24 protein-coding genes are annotated in these 19793 nt (G+C 71.4%); 3 read left to right on the top strand and 21 right to left on the bottom strand.

Translation table 11 applies throughout. The features are described from left to right. Positions 1–10: 10 nt before the first annotated feature. The 18 genes from N2041_RS10270 to N2041_RS10185 form a co-directional block, all read right to left on the bottom strand. A complete protein-coding gene (locus N2041_RS10270; protein ID WP_297678435.1) occupies positions 11–796 on the bottom strand; it encodes a flagellar hook-basal body protein in 786 nt (261 codons plus the stop codon). Next, complete coding sequence (locus N2041_RS10265; RefSeq protein WP_297678433.1) at positions 793–1422, bottom strand: hypothetical protein; 630 nt, start codon at positions 1420–1422, stop codon at positions 793–795. The genes N2041_RS10270 and N2041_RS10265 overlap by 4 nt, the downstream gene beginning before the upstream one ends. Next, entirely contained in the window at positions 1419–1745 is a 327-nt protein-coding gene (locus tag N2041_RS10260; protein ID WP_297678431.1) for a hypothetical protein, read from the bottom strand. Before N2041_RS10260 ends, N2041_RS10265 begins: the two co-directional genes overlap by 4 nt. Before the next feature lie 22 nt (positions 1746–1767). Beyond that, entirely contained in the window at positions 1768–2511 is a 744-nt protein-coding gene (locus N2041_RS10255; RefSeq protein WP_297678430.1) for a FliA/WhiG family RNA polymerase sigma factor, read from the bottom strand. A gap of 19 nt (positions 2512–2530) precedes the next feature. Further along, entirely contained in the window at positions 2531–2788 is a 258-nt protein-coding gene (locus N2041_RS10250) for a hypothetical protein (RefSeq protein WP_297678428.1), read from the bottom strand. Further along, on the bottom strand, positions 2785–3438 hold the full coding sequence (locus N2041_RS10245; protein ID WP_297678426.1) for a PilZ domain-containing protein: 654 nt from the start codon (positions 3436–3438) through the stop codon (positions 2785–2787). The genes N2041_RS10250 and N2041_RS10245 overlap by 4 nt, the downstream gene beginning before the upstream one ends. Before the next feature lie 290 nt (positions 3439–3728). Next, positions 3729–4802 carry a hypothetical protein gene (locus tag N2041_RS10240; protein ID WP_297678424.1) on the bottom strand — a complete coding sequence of 358 codons (1074 nt, stop codon included), beginning with the start codon at positions 4800–4802 and terminating at the stop codon, positions 3729–3731. After that, complete coding sequence (gene flhA / locus N2041_RS10235; RefSeq protein ID WP_297678423.1) at positions 4777–6891, bottom strand: flagellar biosynthesis protein FlhA; 2115 nt, start codon at positions 6889–6891, stop codon at positions 4777–4779. The genes N2041_RS10240 and flhA overlap by 26 nt, the downstream gene beginning before the upstream one ends. Then, entirely contained in the window at positions 6888–7967 is a 1080-nt protein-coding gene (gene flhB / locus N2041_RS10230) for a flagellar biosynthesis protein FlhB (RefSeq protein ID WP_297678421.1), read from the bottom strand. Before flhB ends, flhA begins: the two co-directional genes overlap by 4 nt. Next, complete coding sequence (gene fliR, locus N2041_RS10225) at positions 7968–8750, bottom strand: flagellar biosynthetic protein FliR (protein WP_297678419.1); 783 nt, start codon at positions 8748–8750, stop codon at positions 7968–7970. 2 nt (positions 8751–8752) lie between these two features. Beyond that, the gene (gene fliQ, locus N2041_RS10220; RefSeq protein WP_297678417.1) at positions 8753–9022 is read right to left on the bottom strand and encodes a flagellar biosynthesis protein FliQ; all 270 of its coding nucleotides are present in this window, start codon (positions 9020–9022) and stop codon (positions 8753–8755) included. 9 nt (positions 9023–9031) lie between these two features. Then, positions 9032–9820 carry a flagellar type III secretion system pore protein FliP gene (gene fliP, locus N2041_RS10215; RefSeq protein ID WP_297678415.1) on the bottom strand — a complete coding sequence of 263 codons (789 nt, stop codon included), beginning with the start codon at positions 9818–9820 and terminating at the stop codon, positions 9032–9034. 139 nt (positions 9821–9959) lie between these two features. Then, positions 9960–10562: a flagellar biosynthetic protein FliO gene (locus N2041_RS10210; protein ID WP_297678413.1), complete on the bottom strand. Its 603-nt coding sequence runs from the start codon at positions 10560–10562 to the stop codon at positions 9960–9962. Continuing rightward, positions 10559–11644, bottom strand: a complete 1086-nt coding sequence (fliN, locus tag N2041_RS10205) for a flagellar motor switch protein FliN (protein ID WP_297678411.1) — start codon at positions 11642–11644, stop codon at positions 10559–10561. Before fliN ends, N2041_RS10210 begins: the two co-directional genes overlap by 4 nt. An 11-nt stretch (positions 11645–11655) precedes the next feature. Beyond that, a complete protein-coding gene (locus tag N2041_RS10200) occupies positions 11656–12192 on the bottom strand; it encodes a flagellar basal body-associated FliL family protein (protein WP_297678409.1) in 537 nt (178 codons plus the stop codon). 5 nt (positions 12193–12197) lie between these two features. After that, complete coding sequence (locus N2041_RS10195) at positions 12198–12953, bottom strand: flagellar motor protein MotB (protein ID WP_297678407.1); 756 nt, start codon at positions 12951–12953, stop codon at positions 12198–12200. After that, positions 12950–13747, bottom strand: a complete 798-nt coding sequence (locus N2041_RS10190; RefSeq protein ID WP_297678405.1) for a flagellar motor protein — start codon at positions 13745–13747, stop codon at positions 12950–12952. The genes N2041_RS10195 and N2041_RS10190 overlap by 4 nt, the downstream gene beginning before the upstream one ends. Further along, on the bottom strand, positions 13747–13947 hold the full coding sequence (locus tag N2041_RS10185) for a flagellar FlbD family protein (RefSeq protein ID WP_297678403.1): 201 nt from the start codon (positions 13945–13947) through the stop codon (positions 13747–13749). The genes N2041_RS10190 and N2041_RS10185 overlap by 1 nt, the downstream gene beginning before the upstream one ends. 330 nt (positions 13948–14277) lie before the next feature. Between N2041_RS10185 and N2041_RS10180 the strand changes: the two genes are divergently transcribed. Further along, a complete protein-coding gene (locus N2041_RS10180; protein WP_225734703.1) occupies positions 14278–14601 on the top strand; it encodes a GntR family transcriptional regulator in 324 nt (107 codons plus the stop codon). A gap of 183 nt (positions 14602–14784) precedes the next feature. Here N2041_RS10180 and N2041_RS10175 read toward each other — a convergent pair whose 3' ends face one another. Further along, complete coding sequence (locus N2041_RS10175) at positions 14785–15675, bottom strand: PAC2 family protein (protein ID WP_297678400.1); 891 nt, start codon at positions 15673–15675, stop codon at positions 14785–14787. A 24-nt stretch (positions 15676–15699) separates the two neighbouring features. Next, positions 15700–16110 carry a hypothetical protein gene (locus N2041_RS10170; protein WP_297678398.1) on the bottom strand — a complete coding sequence of 137 codons (411 nt, stop codon included), beginning with the start codon at positions 16108–16110 and terminating at the stop codon, positions 15700–15702. Positions 16111–16217: 107 nt separating this feature from the next. On the opposite strand from N2041_RS10170, the gene N2041_RS10165 reads away from it, so the two are divergent. Further along, positions 16218–17441, top strand: a complete 1224-nt coding sequence (locus N2041_RS10165; RefSeq protein WP_297678396.1) for a GNAT family N-acetyltransferase — start codon at positions 16218–16220, stop codon at positions 17439–17441. A gap of 7 nt (positions 17442–17448) precedes the next feature. Here the strand turns inward: N2041_RS10165 and N2041_RS10160 are convergent, their stop codons facing one another. Beyond that, on the bottom strand, positions 17449–18717 hold the full coding sequence (locus N2041_RS10160) for a pitrilysin family protein (protein WP_297678394.1): 1269 nt from the start codon (positions 18715–18717) through the stop codon (positions 17449–17451). A 104-nt stretch (positions 18718–18821) separates the two neighbouring features. Between N2041_RS10160 and N2041_RS10155 the strand changes: the two genes are divergently transcribed. Then, a complete protein-coding gene (locus N2041_RS10155; protein WP_297678393.1) occupies positions 18822–19787 on the top strand; it encodes a hypothetical protein in 966 nt (321 codons plus the stop codon). The last annotated feature ends 6 nt before the right edge of the window (positions 19788–19793 follow it).

Here is a 19793-nt window from a genome sequence, read left to right as displayed (position 1 = left end):
TCCGGGTGGGCTAGAGGCGGCCGAGTTCGCCGGCGGCCTGATCGAGGGTGGTATCGAGGCGGGCGAGGACGGCCTGGCTGGCCTGGTAGACGCGCTGGACGGCGAGGAGCGAGGTGAGCTCTTCGACGAGGTTGGCGTTGGAGGATTCGAGGAAGCCCTGGCGGAGGCCGGGCCCGCCGACGGGCGGCTCGCCTTCGAACGGCTGGCCGAGGTCATCGGGCAGGGCCCGGAAGTAGGCTTCGCCGGCGCGTTCGAGCTGGAGCGGGGCGAAATCGCGGATGCGGAGGGCGGCGATCTCGTTGCCGGCGGCGTCCTGGATGGCGCCGTCGGGGGTGACGGTGACCGGGTCGAGGGGGAGGGTGATGGGCTGGCCGTCTTCGCCGAGGACGAAATGCCCCGCGGAGGTGACGAGGTTGCCGGCGGCGTCGCGCTGGAAGCGGCCGTCGCGGGTGTAGAAGACGTTGCCCTGGGCGTCGCGGATGGTGAAGAAGCCGGCGGAGAGGGCGAGGTCGAGTTCGAGGCCGGTCTGCCGGAGCATGCCCTGCTGGAAGTCGGTGACGAATTCGGCGACGAACTTGCCGGTGCCGATCTGGCCGACGACGGCCTGGATGCGCGCGGTGAGCGGCGCGGGGACGGGCGCCTGCTGGGAGAGGAGGACTTCCGGCAGGGGGCTGAGGGAGGCGATTTCGCGCTTGAAGCCGACGGTGTTGGCGTTGGCGATGTTGTTGGCGAGGACGTCCTGGTAGCGCCAGGCGGCTTCCATGCCGGTGAAGGCGGAGTAGAGGCCCTTGATCATGCGGAGTTCCTCCGGGCGAAGGTGAAGCGGAGCGCGACGAAGGCGAGGCCGCCGACGGCGAGCATGGTGAAGGCCGTGCGGGCGATGCGGGCGGCCAGGGATTCGGCCGGGCGTTCGCCGGTGTCGGGGAGGGTGCCCGGGCGGACGTCGCCGCGGGGGCTGCTGCCGTCGTCGGCGATGACTTCGAAGCGGCCGGCGATGGAGATGGTGGCCGGGAGCTGGTTCTCGGGGGCGGAGGCTGGCCGGGCGGCGACGACGAAGATGCGGTAGTCGTAGGAGGTGAGGCCCTGGAGGCGGGTATCGAGGACGCCGATGCCGTCGGGGCCGGTGGGGATGGTGCCGACGCGGAACGGGGCCGCTGCGCCGCCGGTGAGCCAGCCTTCGTAGACGTAGCCGGCGACGGGCGGCAGGTGCTTCACATCGACGCGGGCGTAGGCTTCGGAGAAGGAGAATTCGAGGACGCCTTCGGCATCGCGGGGGCCGAAGTTGGAGATGCCTTCGAGATAGGTGAGCTTGACGAGCTGGGGAACGCCGTTGGCGCGGGCGGGCTGGCCGGCGAGGAAGGCCGCGGCGAGCGCGATGCCGGCAAGGAGCACGCTGGCGCACGCGGCGCGGGCCCCGGTCATGAGGCGATCCCCTGGCGGCGGAGCAGGAGGCGGACCTCCTCTTCGCTGCGGTGCATGCGGCGGGCGAGCTCGGCGACATCGACGCGGCCCTGGCGGAGGGCGTCGGCGGGGACGCGCGGGGCAGCCGCGTAGGCGGTGCTGGCCGCGCGGCGGGCGGCGGCCCCGCGGACAGGGATGCCGGGCGCCGGGGCTTCGTCGGCGGGTTCGCGGCGGCGGACGGGCCGGGTGCCGGCGCGCAGCTGCTGGACCTGGATGTAGAGGTAGAAGAGCGCGCCGAGGGTGACGAGCTGGGAGATGGCGAGCAGGGCGATGACGTCGGTCATGGCGGGCCTCCGGGGCGTGCGGTCAGGGGTTGCGCTCGCGGGCGAGTCGGGCGCGGAGGCGGCCGAGGGCGCGGCCGTGGAGCTGGCAGACGCGGGATTCGGAGATCTCGAGGATCTGGGCGATCTCTTTCATGGTCATTTCGTCGCGGTAGTAGAGGCTGATGATCAGCCACTCGCGCTCGGGGAGGGTCTTGATGGCGGCGGTAAGGGCATCGAGGAGCTGGCGCTTTTCGAGCCGCTCGGTGAAGTCCTCTTCGTTGGGGTCGGCGGGGAGTTCGGTGGGGGCGGTGCCGTCTTCGTTGTTGTCGCGGTCGAGGAGGCCATCGAGGGAGACGGTGACCCAGCTGGCATCGATGAGCGCCTGGTTGTACTGCTCGGGGGTGAGGCCCATGAGCTGCGCGGCTTCTTCGTCGGTGGGCTCGCGGCCGTGCTCGCGTTCGAATTCGACGTGGATCTGCTCGAGGCGGCGGGCTTTCTGCCGGACGGAGCGGGGCAGGCGGTCGAGCGAGCGGAGGGCGTCGATGATGGCGCCGCGGATGCGGGAGATGGCGTAGGTTTCGAACTTGACGCCCTTGGAGCCGTCGAAGCGGTCGAGGGCTTCGATGAGGCCGATGGTGCCGTAGGAGAGGATGTCCTCGTAGTCGAGGATGGCGGGGAGGCCGATGGCGAGGCGGCCGACGACGTATTTGACGAGGGGCGCGTACTGGCGGATGGCGGCTTCGCGGTCTTCGAAGAGGGGGGCGCTGGCGGCGCGTGCGGTGGCCATGGGTGCGGCTCCTCAGGGGTTACTCGTCGGGCTGGTCGGTGTCGTCGGACTGGTGGTCGGCGGGGGGCGGCGGCTGGGGCCGGGGCGGGCTCGTGAGGACGATCGCCTCGGCGCCGAAGGCGACGGTCGTGACGAGGACGAAGGTGAAGATGGCCCGCATGAGGGCCTGGTCGAAGGGGTAGCCGGCGCGGGTGCCGAGCCAGGCGGCGGCGACGGCCATGGCGAGGGCGGCGTAGACGCCGTAGCGGGCGATGGTGTAGGGCGGGAGCGCGTTCACAGCTGGCCCCTCCGGCGCATTTCGATCTGGCGGCGCATGAGGTAGCGGGCGATGAGGTCGCGCTGGGCGCGGGGCATCTCGAGGAATTCGCAGTGGATGCGGCGCATGCGGTAGCCGGCCTCGGGTTCGCGGACCGAGACGACGCGGGCGCGGACGGCGATGTCGCCGGCCTCCGGCAGGGTGGCTTCGAGGCCGAGGCGCTCGCCGGGGAGGGCGAAGGCTTTGGAGGCGATGCAGCAGCCGCTTTCCGAGAGGTCGACGATGGTGCCCTCGAACTCCTGCTCGGCCGTCTCTTCGCCGTCGACGACGAGGCGGTAGATGCGGGAGGGTTTGATGGCGACCTGGAGGCGGTAGTTGCGGCGGCGCTCGTGGCAGTCGATGAACGGCGGGAGGCGGAGGTATTCGATGGCGCCGTCGGGGCTGTGGCCGATGACTTCGGTGACGAAGCGCCAGCGCTTCTGGCGGTAGATGTAGACGGAGCGGACGAGGGTGCCGGCGGCGAGGGGCCGGGGCTTGAGGCCGCGCATGGGGACGAGGATGGCGACCCGCTCGGCATCGACGTCTTCGATGCGGGTGGCGTAGGACTCGGTGCCCTCGCGGGTGGAGACTTCGATGCGGAGGGCGGTGCCGGGGAGGAGTCCCTGGGCCATGAAAGGATTGTTAGGCCGCGGGGCTGGGGCGCCCATTCGACATCTCCCGTGATGGGGTCATGGAGAGCCCTGATGCGCGCGTGAAGGCGGGAACGGCGGCGGACACGGGGCTGCTCCTGCTTCGAAGGTAGGCCCGCGGCGCCCGGCCCCGGGTGGCGGGGCGGTGACAGGGGAGCTGCGGGCGGGATGGTTCTATGGTTGCGGGGAGGGAACGGGGCACCCATCGGCGGGCTCCCTGCCGGGGGCCGGGGATTGCCCTGATCGCGGCGGCGGGAGGCGCCGAGGCGGGTTCAGGCGGTGGCTGCGAGGCGGGGCGCCGGGGCCGGGAAGAGGGCGGCGGCGATGGCCGGCGGGTCGGCGACCGTGATGCCGGCGGCGATATCGCGGCCGGCGGAGAGGAAGGCGAGGCCGAGGCCGGTCTCGGCGAGGAGTTCGAGGCCGGACGCGAGGGTGGGGGCCAGGTCGGCCCCGGTGAGGACGGCCCCGGCGAAGCGGCCAAGGGGAACATCCTGGAAGGCGGCGCGGGCGGCGGCCGCCTGCCAGTGCGCGGGGATCGCGAGGTAGGCGAAGTGGGCGGCGCCCGGGATAGGCGGCGGCGCCCAGGCGCCGGCGGGCGTATCGACGAAGAGGCAGGCGCCGCGGGGGGCGCGGGCGGCGGCGCGGACGAGTTCGCCGGGCGTGAACGCCTCGGCGAAGGGGAGGCCGAGGGCATCGGCGCAGGCGCGGATGGCGTCTTGGGCGCCGGCGCGGACCGTATCGGCAGCGACGAGGATGGCGGGCCGGCCGGCATCGGCGCAGTCGAGCGCCATCTTGAGGAGGGCGGTGGTGCGGCCGGAGCCCTCGGCGCCCTGGATGGTGACGATGGCCGTCTGGCCATCCGGCGGGTAGGAGGCGGGTGAGGCTTCGAGCCAGCGCTCGAGGGCGGCGGCGGGCGTGCGCGCCCCGGGTGCGGCCTCGAGGACGGCGCGCGCGGCGGCAGGGTCCCAGCCGAGGCTGGCGAAGGCTTCGAGGATGGCATCCTCCGGGCCGGGGAGGGGACCGGGTGCGGCGGGGCGGGAGCGGGGTTCGAGGACGGGCGCGGGGGCCGGCTCCTCGGCGGCAGCGAGCTCTTCGAGGTCGGCGACGGTGATGCCGGGGGCGGTTTCGACGCGGCGGAGGGCTTCTTCGAGGACGGCCTGCTGGAGGTGGAGGGGGAGGGATTCGGCGGGTTCGGCGGCTGGCGCGGCGATGATTTCGACGAGCGGCGGGGCGCCGTCGCGGTGGAGGGAGCGGGTGGAGAGGATGACGGCATCGGGCCCGAGCTCGCGGCGGATGCGGGCGAAGAGGCGCGTGGTGTCGTTACCGATGAAGCGCTTCGTTTCCAACGTTCACCTCGATGTTGCCGATGGCTTCGACGTGGGTTTGGGGGGTGATCTCGGCGAAGGAGAGGACGACGACGTTCGGGAGGCGGCGCTCGAGGAGGCGGCGGAGGGCGAGCCGGATGCGGGATGAGCAGAGGATGACCGGGTCGCGGCCGGAGGCGGCGACGCGCTCGACTTCGGCGGCGACGACGCCGACGAGGCGCTGGACCTGCCAGGGGGCCATGGCGACCTGGCTGCCGCGGTCGGTCTGCTGGATGCTGGCGGCGATCTCCTCCTCGGTGCGGGGGCCGACGGTGATGACGCGGATGGTGCCGGTTTCGTCGGCGTACTGGCGGCTGATCTGGCGGGCGAGGGCGGCGCGGGCGTACTCGGTGAGGAGGTCGATATCGCGGGTGAGGCGGGCCTGGGTGGCGAGGGTTTCGCAGATGGTGACGAGGTCGCGGATGGAGACGCGCTCGGCGAGGAGGTTCTGGAGGACTTCCTGGACTTCGCCGACGGTGAGGGTGGAGGGGATGAGGTCGTCGACGAGGGCGGGGTACTCCTTGCGGAGGTTTTCGAGAAGGTCCTGGGTGTCCTGGCGGGAGAGGAGGTCCGGGGCGAAGCGGCGGACGAGTTCGGTGAGGTGGGTGGCGAGGACGGATTCGGCGTCGACGACGGTGTAGCCGAGGAGCTCGGCGCGTTCGCGGTAGGCGGGGGTGATCCAGCGGGCAGGGAGGCCGAAGGCGGGCTCGACGGTTTCGATGCCGGGGATGTCGCCCTCGGCGGTGCCGGGGTCCATGGCCAGGTAGTGGCCGGGCTGGAGCGTGCCGCGGGCAATTTCGACGCCGCGGAGCTTGACGACGTAGGCGTTGGGGGCGAGGCCGAGGTTGTCGCGGACGCGGACGGTGGGGAGGACGATGCCGAGCTCGAGGGCGAGCTGGCGGCGGATCTGGGTGATGCGGCGGAGGAGGGTGCCGCCGGCCTGTTCGTCGACGATGGGGATGAGGCCGTAGCCAACTTCGATTTCGAGGGGGTCGACGGTCATCATCTGGATGACCTGCTGGGGGCCGAGCTGCTCGGGCTCGGGGACGGGTTCGGGGCGGGCGGCGATGGCGGCGAGTTCGGCCTGGCGCTTCGAGCGGTCGATGAGGTAGCCGCCGGCGCCGACGGTGGCGGCAACGAGAAGGAAGGGGAGGCGGGGGAGGCCGGGGAGGGCGGCGAAGAGGGCGAGCATGGCGGCGGCGACGTACATCGGCCGCGACTGCATGGTGATCTGGGAGAAGACCTGGGAGCCGAGGTTCGTCTCGCCGGCGGCGCGGGTGACGATGATGCCGGTGGCGGTGGAGATGAGGAGGGCGGGGAGCTGGGAGACGAGGCCGTCGCCGACGGTGAGCTTCGCGTAGAGGTTGAGGGCTTCGGCGGGGCCGACGCCCTGCTGGAGGATGCCGATGGAGAGGCCGCCGATGATGTTGACGAGGATGATGACGATGCCGGCGATGGCATCGCCTTTGACGAACTTCGAGGCGCCGTCCATGGCGCCGTAGAAGTCGGCTTCCTGCCCGATGGCTTTGCGGCGCTCGCGGGCCTCGGCTTCGTTGATGAGGCCGGCGTTGAGGTCGGCGTCGATCGCCATCTGCTTGCCGGGCATCGCATCGAGGGTGAAGCGGGCGGCGACTTCGGCGACGCGGCCGGCGCCGTTGGTGATGACGACGAACTGGATGACGACGAGGATGAGGAAGACGACCAGGCCGACGACGAGGTTGCCGCCGACGACGAAGCTGCCGAAGGAGTGGACGACCTCGCCCGCATCGCCGTGGAGGAGGATGAGGCGGGAGGTGGAGACGTTGAGGGCGAGGCGGTAGAGGGTGGTGATGAGGAGGAGGGAGGGGAAGACGGAGAACTTCAGGGGCTCTTCGGTGTAGATGGCGACGAGGAGGATGACGACGCTGACGGCGAGGTTGATGGTGAGGAGGACATCGAGGAGGGGCGCCGGCAGCGGGATGATCATCATCCCGACGATGGTGATGATGCCCGCGGCGAGGAGGATGTCGGTCTGGCCGAGGAGGCGGCCGAGCGAGGCGGAGGCGGGGCGGGACTGAGCCTGGACGGTCACCTGGCGGCTCCTGGGGCGGTGGTGCGGCGGCCGGCGCGGGCGCGGAGGGCGTAGACCCACGCGAGGACTTCGGCGACGGCGTGGAAGAGGCTGGCCGGGATGTAGTGGCCGACCTGGACGCTGGCGTGGAGGGCGCGGGCGAGCGGCGGCTCTTCGAGGACGGGGACGCCGGCCTCGCGTGCGACTTCGCGGATGCGGAGGGCGAGGTAGTCCTGCCCCTTCGCGACGACCATGGGCGCGGGCATCGAGACGGCGTCGTACTTGAGGGCGACGGCGTAGTGGGTGGGGTTGGTGACGACCACGTCGGCCGTCTTGACGGCGGCGATCATGCGGTTGAGGAGCTGCTGGCGGCGGCGGCGGATCGCGGCCTTGATGTGGGGGTCGCCATCGGTTTCTTTGAGCTCCTGCTTGACCTCGTGCTTCGTCATGCGGAGGCGCTTGAGGTGCTGGCGGCGCTGCCAGGCGTAATCGGCGAGGGCGAGGAGGAAGAGGACGCCGGCGGCGCGGAAGGCGATATCGAAGCCGAGGGAGGCGAGGCGGGCGGTGGCCGCGCCGATGCTGAGTGCGCCGAGGCCGGCGAGGTCGGCGAACTGGGCGCGGAGGGTGAGGCCGACGACGACGGCGATGATGACGAACTTGAGGAGCGACTTGGCCAGGCGGAAGAGGCCGTCGACGGAGACGATGCGCTTGAGGCCGGCGCCGGGGTTGACCCGGGAGAGCTGGGGCTTGAGCCGCTGGCCGGTGAAGAGGGGGCCGACCTGGGCGACGTTCAGCGCGACGGCGGACACGGCGACGAGGCCGAGGAGGGGGAGGAGGGCGCGGACGGTCTGCCAGGCGGTGTCGCGGGCGAGCTGCTGCGCGGATTCGCGGGTGAGCTCGGGCACGGGCTGGCCGAGGCCCTGCGCGAGGATGGCCGCGAGGCTGTCCCAGAGGGCGGGGCCGAGCAGCTTCATGGCGAGCACGGCGAGGAGGAGGACGCCGATGGAGACGACCTCGTCGCTGTGGGCGACGTCGCCCTTCTGGCGGGCGTCGCGCAGGCGTTTTGGGGTTGGCGCTTCGGTGCGTTCGCCGGCCATCTAGGGAGTGCCTCCGCCGAGGAGGATGCGGCTCGAGCCGGCGAGGGAGGCGCCGATGACGCCGTTCATGAGCTGCATGGTGACCGGGAGGGCCGCGCCGAGGACGAGGATGCCGACGCCGATCTTCACCGGGGCGCCGACGATGAGGATCTGCACCTGGGGGACGGTGCGGGCGACGATGCCCATGCCGACGTCGGTGAGGAGGAGGGCGGCCATGACGGGCATGGCGATGCGGACGGCCGTGACGGTGAGGCCGGCGATGAGGGAGGTGATGCCGGAGGGCGCGAGGCTGAACGGGTCGAAGGTGCCGGGCGGCACGGCCTGCAGGGTTTCGGCGAGGGACTGGATGACGAGATGGTGGCCGTTGATGACGAAGAAGACGAGGGTGACGAGGAGGGCGTAGAACTGGTCGAAGACGCCGAATTCGGTGCCGGTGATGGGGTCGAAGACGGCGCCGAGGCCGAAGCCGACCTGCAGGCCGATGATGCGCGAAGCCATCTGGAGGCCGATGAAGACGATGTTCATGGCGAGGCCGAGGCCGAGGCCGAAGAGGGTCTCGCGGAGGACGTCGTCGACGAGCCGGCCGAAGGTCTCGGGCGGCTGGCCGCCGGGGAGCTTCGTGATCGGGGTGAGCACGAGGGCGGTGAAGACGGCAAAGCCGATCTTCGCCTGGGCAGGAATGCCGCGGTGCGAGAGGAGCGGCGAGGAGACGAGCATGGCCGAGGTGCGGATCAGGATGAGGAGGAAGGTGTAGGTCGTGACGGGGGAGAGGTCCAGGGCCATGGTCAGCGCCCGTACGCGGCCATGTTCGCGAAGATGCCGGCGGAGAAGTCGAGCAGGGTCGACATCATCCAGGGGCCGAAGAGGAGCATCGCGACGAAGACGGCGATGAGCTTGGGGACGAAGGTGAGGGTGGCTTCGTTGACCTGCGTGGCGGCCTGGATGATGGAGACGACCATCCCGACGACGAGGGTGGTGCCGAGGATGGGGGCGCCGACGAGCATGCCGACGGTGAGGGCTTCGCGCATGAGGCCGAGGATGACGCCTTCGTTCACGGGATGCTCCTAGGCAAAGCTCCCCACGAGGGAGCCGACGATGAGATACCAGCCATCGACGAGGACGAAGAGGAGGATTTTGAAGGGGAGCGAGACGATGACGGGGGGCAGCATCATCATGCCCATGCTGAGAAGAGCGGAGGAGATGACGAGGTCGATGATGAGGAAGGGGACGAACATGACGAAGCCCATCTGGAAGGCTGTCTTCAGTTCGCTGATGGTGAAGGCGGGGACGAGGACGTAGGTGGGGACGTCGTCCGGGCTGTTCGGCTTGGGGCTGCCGGAGAGCTTGAGGAAGAGGGCGAGGTCCTGCTCGCGGGTTTGCTTGAGCATGAACTGGCGAAGGGGGGCTTCGCCGCGCTCGAAGGCCTCCTGCTGGGAGATGGTGCCGGCGAGGTAGGGCTGGATCGCCTCGTCGTTGATGGTCTTGACCTGGGGGGCCATGACGAAGGCGGTGAGGAAGAGGGCCATCCCGATGAGCACCTGGTTCGGCGGCAGCTGGGGGATGCCGATGGCGTTCCGGACGAGGGAGAGGACGACGATGATGCGGGTGAAGGAGGTGACCATCACGAGGATGGCGGGGGCGAGGGAGAGGACGGTGATGAGGACGAGGAGCTGGATCGCGGCGGAGACGTTGCGGGGGTCCTGGGCGAGCGTTGACGGGTCCTGCGGCGCGGCCGGCTGACCGGGGGCAGCCGTCTGTTGCACGCAGCCGGTGAGGAGGACGAGCGCGAGGCCGAGGAGGGCGAGGGGGAGGAGGATGCGCCGTCGGCGGCGGGGTTTCTGGCGGTGCGCCACGCTGGCCCCCGGTGGGAAAGGGTGAGGCCAGCGTATCGGCGGAGGGGGGCGGGCCTGAATCCGGAGAACCCCACCGGAGCGGGGGCGGTTCCCTCGCGGGCTGCGGGCGGGGAACCCTGATCCGGGGCCGGGGAAGCGCCTAAGCCTGGCGGCGCGGCTCGGCGCCGATGACGGGCTCGCGGGCGGCGCGCTGTTCGCCCCGGCGGAGCGATTCGAGCAGCTGGGCGGCGAAGTCGCCGAGGGGGAGGGGGTCGTTCTTCGCGTCGGCGGCGGCGAGGACGCGCTCGGCCTCTTCGGGGGTGAGGGCTTCGAGCATGGTGATCTGCTGGGGGGTGGCGCCGATGGCGATGACGCGGTCGCCGAGGGCGAGGAGGTGAATGGTCCGGCCGCTGCTGATGGGGAGGGTATCGACGACGCGGAGGAAGCCGGTGGTGCTGGCCGGGGCGGCCATGCGGCGGGCCCACCAGCGGAGCCCGACGATGGAGCCGCCGATGATGAGGGCGACGAGGCCGAGCCGCCAGCCGAGGGAGATGAGGTCGCCCGGGCCGAGGGAGAAGCCGGCCTCAGAACCGGCCGCAGGCGCGCCGGGGTCGGCAGCCGTCCCGGGGTCGGCGGGGACGAGGGGGGGGGAGGCCGGCCGGGGGGAGGGGGCCGCGAGGGAGACGAAGAGGATGGCGACGAGGAGCGCGCCGCAGATGGCGACGAGCCAGGTGAGGCGCTTCCGGGCCGCCGGGTCGCTCATGCGACGGGCTCGGGCTCTTCGATTTCGTGGCCGCGGCGGACGACTTCGACGACGCGGACGCCGAAGTTCTCATCGACGACGACGACCTCGCCGCGGGCGACGAGGCGGTCGTTGACGAGGATGTCGACGGGTTCGCCGGCGATGCGGTCGAGTTCGATGACGGAGCCGGGGCCGAGGCTGAGGACTTCGGCGACGGTGAGGCGGGTGCGGCCGAGCTCGACGGTGACGTTCATTTCGAGGCCGGCGAGGAGTTCGATGCCGGCGGTGTGCTCGGCCGGGCCGGGGTCGGGCAGCGGGGTGAAGCGCGCGCGCTGGGCGGTGACCGGCGGCTGCTCCTTCGGCGGGGGCGCGGCGCGGCGGGGCGCGGCGGGCTGCGGGTCGGGCTGCTGCGGGAAGGCCATGGGTTCCTCGATGCGCTGGAGTTCGACATCGAGGAGTTCGGCAGCTTCGAGGTCTTCCTGAGTGATCAGCGGGGTTTCAGCTGCGGCCGGCTCGGCGAAGGCGGTGGCCATCGAGCCGGCGACGATATCGAGGAAGGTGCCGGGCAGGACGAGCGCGATGGGGAGCGCCTGCGCGGCGGAGAGGCTCGCGGTGAGGTAGAGGCAGGCGTCATCGAGGCCGCCGAGGGTGGCGGGCATGGTGTTGGCGGTGACGTCGTCGAAGGAGAGGATGAGGCCGTTGGAGGAGCGGGCGAAGACGTCCTGGTTGAGGGCCTGGATGACCTGGCCGAGGAAGGTGGAGGCGACGACGAGCGTCTGCTGCTCCTGGTCTTCGGGATTATCGGCCTCGGTCTGGAGGTAGGCGGCGGCTGGCGCGGTGGGGAGGACGAGGTAGGCCGTCGCCGCCTGGTCGTTGTCGGTGGAGAGTTCGACCGGGACGGCGAGGTGGGGGTCGCCGAACTCGCCCTGGATTTCGTCGGGCATGACGAGGCGGGCCTCGCCGAGCGCAACGGCGGGCGCCTGGCCCTGGATGGCCTGGAGGGCGCGGGCGGCGGCTTCCCAGGCGCGGCGGCCGACGGCATCGAGGGTGGCGGCCTGCTGGGGAGAGAGGAGCTGGGCGAGGACGTCGACCGGGTCGGCCATGGGGTGCGCTCCTACTGGATGATGAAGGTTTCGAAGTAGATTTTTTCGACTTTTTCGCCGTGGAGGTGGTGGTTGATAGCTTCGATGAGCTCTTCTTTGAGCTTTTCTTTGCCCTCGACGGTGGAGAGCTCTTCGGCGGTGTGGGAGCCGATGACGTAGGCGACGGCGTCGAGGATCTTGTGCATTTCTGGTTCGAGGTGGTGGGCGAACTCGGCGTTCTTGGCGGCGATCTGGTCGGTAGTGAGGCCGACCCAGGGCGGCGTCGCGGGCCCGAATTCGAGGGCCATGATGACTTTGACGTAGCGCTGGGTGGTGCCGGAGGGCTTGAGGTTGAGGACGATGCCCTCGGGGGCGTTGCTGGCTTTGCCGCCGTGGCCGCCGCCGGAGTCTTTCCCGAGGAAGACGGTGGGCCGCGGGGCGTTGGCGATCTGCTCGGCGGTGTAGACGGGCGGGGGCTTCGGGTCCATGTAGTTGGGCTTGATGTAGAACCAGAAGGCGGCCACGAAGAGGACGGCGCCGCCGGCGAGGATCTTCTTGTCCTTGAACATGGGCGTTACCTCCGCTGGGCCCCGGAGAGGGCCTTCTGCAGGTCTTCGATGGTGGGATAGAGGATGACGATGTCGGCGCGGCGGTTGAGGGCGCGGCCTTCCGGGGTGGCGTTGCTGGCGAGGGGGCGGGTATCGGCGTAGCCCGCGGCGTAGAGCTTGGCGGGGTCGAGGCCGCCCTGTTCGACGAGGACGCGGAGCACGCGGGTGGCGCGGGCGGTGGAGAGCTCCCAGTTGGTGGGGTAGTCGCGGCTGTTCGGCGGGATGTCGTCGGTGTGGCCTTCGATGCGGAGCTGGTTGGGGAGGCCCTTCAGGGCATCGGCGACCTGGAGGAGGACATCGACGCTGCCGGGGCGGAGGTCGGCGGAGCCGGGGTCGAAGAGGAGGTTATCGGCGAGCGAGATGGTGATCGAGGTGGCGTCGGAGCGGAGCTGGATTTTGCCCTCGAGGCCGTTGGCGGCGGCGAATTCGGAGAGGGTGTCGTTGAGGCCCTGGAACGTGTTGGAGCGGATTTCGTTGAGGGAGGGCGTGAGGCCGCCGCCCTGGTTGAGCACGGCGGAGGAGCCGTTGGAGCCCTGGAGGACGCCGATCGAGAAGGCCTGTTCGATGGAAACGCGGACGGACTGGAGCTTCTGGGGGTTGGCGTCGCTGGTGGCGTAGAGGACGACGAAGAGGGCGAAGAGGAGCGTCACCATGTCGGCGTAGGAGACGATCCATCGTTCGTGGTTTTCGGGCTTCTCCGGCTCGGGGGCGCGCTTGCTCATGCGGCCTCCCGGCGGGCCTCGGCATGGTCGTCCTTCTTGCCGCGGGCGGAGGGCTGGAGGAAGCCCTCGAGCTTTTCGCGGACGATGCGGGGGTTATCGCCGGCCTGGATGGACATGAGGCCTTCGATGACGACATCGAGGGCGTGGAGTTCGTGCTTGGAGTTGTTCTTGAGCTTGTTGGCGAGGGGCAGCCAGAGGACGTTGGCGGTGAAGACGCCGTAGAAGGTGGCGACGAAGGCGGTGGCGATGCCGGGGCCGATGTGGTCGGGCTCATCGAGGTGGGACATGACGCCCATGAGGCCCATGACGGCGCCGAGGACGCCGATGGTGGGAGCGATGCCGCCCATGAATTCGAGGGCGGCGAAGTTGCCCTCGTGGCGGTGCTTCATCGACTCCCGCTCGATCTCCATGATTTCGCGGAGGAGTTCGGGGTCGGTGCCGTCGATCATGAGCTGGACGCCCTTGCGGGTGAAGGGGTCGTGGATTTTTTCGACGTCGGCTTCGAGGGCGAGGAGGCCTTCGCGGCGGGCTTTATCGGCCATCTGGACGAAGAGCTCGACGGTCTCGGCAGAGTTGTGCTGGGCGCCGCCGAAGAAGGCTTTGAGGATGAACTTGGGGAGGCCGATCATGACGGAGAGCGGCTGGGAGATCATGACGGCGCCGAGGGAGCCGAGGACGACGATGAAGAAGCCCGGCAGGTTGATGAGCTTCATGGGGTCGCCGCCCTCGAGGATGTTGCCGCCGATGATGCCGATGATGGCGACGACGAGGCCGATGACGGTCGCGAGGTCCATCAGGCGGACCTCCGGATGGCGCCGATGCTCAGGCGGCGGAACTCCGCGATGCGGTCGATGATGGTCTCGGGCGACTCCTGGCAGACGTAGCGGTGGCCGTTGGTGAGGGTGATGTGGGTATCGTGGGAGGCTTCCATGACCTCGAAGAGGTCCGGGTTGAGGTAGAACTCGGTGCCATCGATGCGGGTCAGCTTGATCATGGCGATGCCCCGAGACGTGGGTGCCTCCAGCGTAGGGGGCCGGTGTGGTGCGGCGGACGTGGGGAACTCCCTGAGGGCGGAGCGCGGGGTGCTGAGGTTGGGCGGGGGAATCCCTGATGGAGGTTGGGCCTCGCGACGGATGCCGCGGCTGACGCCGCGGCGCGGGATGGCTGGCCGCCCCCGGCGGCGGCGCCGCGGGATGCCGCCGCGCCGCGGCGACGCTGGGAGACGGTGGGAAGGGAAAGCGGGAAGCGGGAGTCGGGAGTTCGAAGACGGGCGTCGGGCGATGCGGAAGCGGGAGGGTGGGGCGCGGTGGGGTATGCTTGGGGTATGGCGATGCGGAACCCGCGGAAGACGAAGGCGGATTTGGTCTACGAGGCGCTGCAGGCGGCGATTCTCTCCGGGAACCTGAAGGAGGGGGAGCACCTGCGGCAGGAGGAGATCGCGGCGCGCTGGGGGGTGAGCCAGACGCCGGTGCGGGAGGCGTTCCGCCGGCTGGAGAGCGAGGGGCTGGTGGAGCACGCGCCGAACCGGGGCGTCATCGTGCGGGGGCTGCCGTGGACACCGCCGCCGGCGCCGCTGGACGTGATCCGCCGGCGGTGGGAAGAGCTGGTGCGCGACCCGGAGAGCATCCCGGGGAGCGATTTTCCGTAGCTTGCGCGTGGGATGCCGCGGCTGACGCCGCGGCGCGGGATGGCTCGCTGCCTATGGCGGCATCGCCGCCGGGTGCGGGCGCTGCGCGCCGGCGCGGGAGGCGGACGCGAAGGGTTCGGGCCGTGAGCCGATGGACGGGGGAGGAACCCGGAGCGATGCCGTGCGGGGCGGCGCCGTCCGGCGTTAGCGGTCGCCGGTGCCGCGGAGGAAGTCTTCGACGTCTTTGAGGATGTCGTCGGCGGAGGGGAGTTCGCTGTCGCCGGGCTCCTCGTCGCTGGTGCCTTCGTCGTCGGTGTCGTCTTCGTACTGGGCTTCGAGGGTGCGGACGTACGTGCCGACCTGATCGTCGCCGCGGGAGGCTTCATTGACGCGGTCGACGAAGGCGGCGGCGCGGTCCTCGAGGTCGCCTTCGGGGACGGGGTAGCCGAGCACGGGTTCGAGCGCGCGGATGAGCGCGAGGGTGGCGGGCGGGTTTTCGTCGATGCTGAGGTAGTGGGGGACGCCGGCGGCGAGGCTGATGAGGTCGAGGCCGCGGGCGCGGAGGACGTCGTGGATGACGCCGATGATGCCGGTGGGGCCCTGGTAGAGCGAGCGGCCGAGGCCGTAGCGGGCGGCGAGGCGGGGGTCGGCGCTGGAGCCGGTCACGGGGATGGGCCGGGTGTGGGGAGTGGCCGCCGGGCGGGCGACGAGGGTGCAGACGAGGGCGGGCTGGAGCGACACGATCGCCTCGGCGAGGCGGGCGGCGAAGGTGCGCCAGCGGAGGTTCGGCTCGATGCCGCGGACGACGATGAGGTCGTGACTGCCGAGGCCGGTGCGGACCGCGTAGGCGTGATTTTCGGGCCAGTGGAGGCGGCGGACGCCGGATTCGTCGATGGAGACGGTGGGCCGCGTCTCGGTGAAGACGTAGTACTCCTCGGGGTCGACCTCGAGGAAGCGGGCGCCGCCGAAAGTTTCGACGAGGTGGTTGGCGGCGTCGGTGGTGACGGTGCCGGTATCGCTCCAGCCGGTGAACGCCAGGATGACGATGGGGGAGCGGAGGGGCGGGTCGACGGGGGGGAGGGAAAAACCGTCCACGAAGCCATTGTACCGGCCCGGCGGCTACGGGCTTTCGGCGAGGCGGGCGGAGCCGGCGCCGACGTGGACCGTGACCGGGGCGCCGCCGGCGGGCAGGAAGGTGACGACCCAGCCGGGAGTGACGGCCTGGGCGCACACGGCGCCGGCGGGCGCGAGGCCGAGGCACGCCGAGGGCCAGGTCTCGGGGCGGGCGGCGATGAGCGCCGCATCGGCGAGCGCGGGGTGGGCGCGCCGGGCGAGGGCTTCGACCCCGGCGGGCAGGGGCGGCGGCGCCGGTGAGGCGGGCGCGGCGGCGGCCGGGGCTGCCCCCGCCGGCGTCGGGAGCGGCTGATGGAGGACGCCCGGGCCGGCGGGTTCCGCTCTGCCCCACGCCAGCAGCATGACGGGGAGGGTGCACCCGGCGAGCAAGCCGGCGAGCCGCGCGAACCCGGGCATCCTGCACGGAGAGACGGCTGCGGGCGCGCGAAAGGTTCCCGCGGCGCGGCTGACGGCGAAGGAGCCAGCGGGTAGGCTGGGGCTTTCGGCGCGAGGAGGAGCAGCAGATGACGTTCGAGGTGCGGGCCCCGGAGCAGGAGGAGCTGGCGGCGTTCTTCTCCGTGAATTCGATCGCGTTCGGGCGGCAGCTGAACCCCGAGCGGGTGGAGGGCGGGATGCGGTTCGCGGAGCGCGAGCGGCTGCTGGGCGCGTTCGATGACGGCCGGTGCATCGGGTCGGCGGGGGCGTTCCGGTTCGACCTTTCGGTGCCGGGCGGGTCGCTGCCGTGCGCGGGGGGGACGTGGGTGGGGGTGCTGCCGACGGACCGGCGGCGCGGCGTGCTGACGGCGCTGATGACGGAGCAGCTGCGGCGGGTGCGCGCGTGGGGCGAGCCGATCGCAGCGCTCTGGGCTTCGGAAGCGCCGATCTACGGGCGGTTCGGTTACGGACTGGCGACGGAGCACTTCGACGAGGTGCGGCTGGCGCGGGTGCACGGCCGGCTGCGCGGCCACCCGGCGGCGCGGGGGAAGCCCCGGCTGGTGACGCGGGAGGAGGCGCTGGCGGCATGGCCCGCGGTGTGGGAGGCGGTGCGGGGGCAGCGCGCCGGGCTGCACACGCGCTCGGCGGCGTGGTGGGAGGAGCGCGGCGTGCCGGCGCAGGAGCGGGAGGAGCCGGGCTGGAGCAAGGACTTCCTCGTGAGCCTCGAGGCGGATGGGGCGACCATCGGGTACGCGCGCTACCGCGTGCGGGGCGAATGGGAGCACGGGCTGCCGGCGGGCGAGGTGGCGGTGCACGAGCTGCTCGGCATCGACGGCGGCGCGGAGGCGGCGCTCTGGGAGTACATCCTCGGCGTGGACCTCGTCGACCGGGTGACGGCGTACCGGCGGCCGCTGGACGAAACGCTGCTCCACCTGCTCGAAGACCCGCGGCGGGCGGTGCGGCGGCCTTCGGACGCGCTCTTCTGCCGGGTGCTGGACCCGGCAGCCGCGCTGGAGGGGCGGCGGTATCCCGGGGAGGGCCGGCTCGTGCTGGAGGTGGCAGACGACTTCGGCGGCTATGCGGCGGGGCGGTTTGCGCTGGAGGCGGGGCCGGGCGGCGCGCGGTGCCGCGCGACGGGGGAAGCGGCCGACCTCGAGCTGGGCGCGGAAGAGCTGGGCAGCCTGCTCTTCGGGCAGGTGAGCGCGCTCGCGCTCTGGCGGGCCGGGCGCATCGCGGGCAGTGAGGCGGCGGCGCGGACGGCAGATGCGCTCTTCCGCTGGCGGCCGGAGCCGTGGGCGCCGGAGGTCTGGTAGGGCCGGGCTAGCCGAGGGCCGCTTCGATTTCGGCGTCGTCGAGCGAGGGGCCGACGACGGCGGCGTGGAGCTTCGCGCGGTCGAAGATGCGCCGGGCGACCCGCTGGATGTCATCGGCGGTGACGGCTTCGATGGCCGCGACGACTTCGTCGATGGTTTCGACGCGGCCTTTCGTGAGGAGCAGCTCGCCGTTGCGCTGGCCGATGGAGAAGGCCGTTTCGAGGGAGAGGCGGAAGCGGCCGATGTTGTGGTCTTTCGCTTTGCGGAGCTCATCGGGCGGGACGGGCTCGGCGATGAGCTTCTCGGCCTCGGCGAGGCAGACTTCGATGGTTTCGCGGAGGCGGTCGCGGTTCACGCCGGCGGAGATGGTGAAGACGCCGGCATCGGCGAGGTAGCCGTAGCCCGAGGAGACGGAGTAGGCGAGGCCGCGGCGCTCGCGGACTTCGCGGAAGAGGCGGGAGGACATGCCGGCGCCGAGGACGTCGTTGAGGATGCGGAGGATGTACCGGTCCGGGTCGTCGCGGCCGAAGATGGGGAGGCCGAGGTAGAGGGTGCACTGGTCGATGGGCCGGCTTTCGGTGACGACGCGGGGGCCGGTGATGGCCGGGTCGTAGGGCTGGACGGGCGGGATGGGGCCGGGCTCCATGCCGCCGAGGAGGGGGACGGCGAATTCGAGGACGCGCTCGTGGGTGACGTTGCCGGCGACGGAGAGGACGATGTTGCCGGGTTTGTACCACTCGCGGATGTGGCCGACGAAGTCGTCGCGCTTCCACGTGGCAACGAGTTCGACGGTGCCGCCGACATCCCAGCCGGCGGGCTGGGGGCCATAGACGGCCTGGCCGATGAGGCGGGCAGCCCAGGCGGCGGGGTTATCGTGGTTGCGCTTCAGCTCCTGCTGGACGACGGGGGTTTCGCGCTCGATCTCCTCCTGCTCGAGCTTCGAGTTGAGGAGCATGTCGGCGGCGACGTCGATGGCGGTGGGGAAGCGGTCGAAGGGGACGATGTTCCAGTAGCAGGTGAACTCTTTGTTGGTGTAGGCGTTGAGCGTGCCGCCGGCGCCTTCGATCTCCTGCGCGATGAGGATGGCGTTGGGGCGCTTCTCCGTGCCCTTGAAGACCATGTGCTCGAGGAAGTGGGTGATGCCGTTGAGGTGCTGCGGCTCGGAGCGGGAGCCGACGCCGACGAAGAGGTTGACCGAGACGGCCTGGGTGGACGGCATGGAGGCCGTGATGACGCGGAGGCCGTTCGGGAGCGTGGTGACCTGGTACTCGGACATTGCCGCCCTCCGTGCGGGTGAAGCCGCATTGTACGGATCGGCGCCGAAGGCAAAAGGGGGCAGGCGGACGGCTCCGCGGGTGCGCCGCAGGTAGACTGGAGTCGATGGGGCAGCGCATCGCGGGGCTGGAGCTGGCGCCGAACTGGACGAGCGCGGCGGGGGCGCTCGAAGGGGTGCTGCGGCACGCGGGGATCGACCTGCCGCGGCACGCGGTGATGGGGCTGACGGGGCATGCGTTCCACTTCTGCCTCGGGATGAAGGGGGGCGTGGCGGCGCTGCCGAGCGGGCCGGCGAACTTCGACCGGGGCGCGATGGTGGCGCGGTATGCGCGGACGGGGCTGCGGTTCGAGCGGTTCGCCGGGCCGGCAGACGCTAGAGGGAAGGCGGCCGGCGCGGCGTGGGCGATGGAGCGGCTGGACGCCGGGGTGCCGGTCATCGGGTGGGACCTGCACCTGCACGAATTCGGGATCATCGACGGGTACGACCGGGAGCGGGGCGGCTTCTTCGTGCAGGACATCATCACCGAAGAGGTGGGGCCGTTCGTCGCGTGGGAGAACTGGGCGCCGCTCGGGGAGGTCGAACTCTGGGCGCCGGTCGAAGCGGTGGAGGTGGAGCCTGCCGTGCTGAACGAGGCGCTGCAGACGGCGGCGGCGCTGCTGCGGGGAGAGGAAGACCCGGGCGACGGCCAGCCGCGGGGGACGGCGGGGCTGGAGGCGTGGGCGGCGGCGCTGGAGGGCGACACGGAGGTGGACCGGGCGGGGAACGCCTACACGCTGGCGGTGCTGCAGGCGGCGCGGGCGGATGGCGCGCTCTTCCTGCGGGACGTCGCGGCGGCGCTGCCCGCCGCGGGGGAGGCGCTGGAGCGCGCTGCGCGGGCGCTGGAGGAGGAGACGAAGGCGCTCTCGCCGCTGATCACGCTCTTTCCGTTCCCGGCCGGCGGGCACGGGAACGTGCAGGTGCCGGGCCTCCGGCGGGCGGCGGCGATGGCGCTCCGGCGGGCGGCGGCGTGGGAGCGGGAGTGCCTCGCCGGGCTGGAGGCGGCGATCGAACGGCTCGAACGGGCGGGGTAAAGCCCG

Origin of the sequence: Tepidiforma sp., assembly GCF_026419595.1 — a bacterium.
Taxonomy (GTDB): domain Bacteria; phylum Chloroflexota; class Dehalococcoidia; order Tepidiformales; family Tepidiformaceae; genus Tepidiforma.
This window is presented reverse-complemented; position numbering and strand designations above follow the sequence as displayed.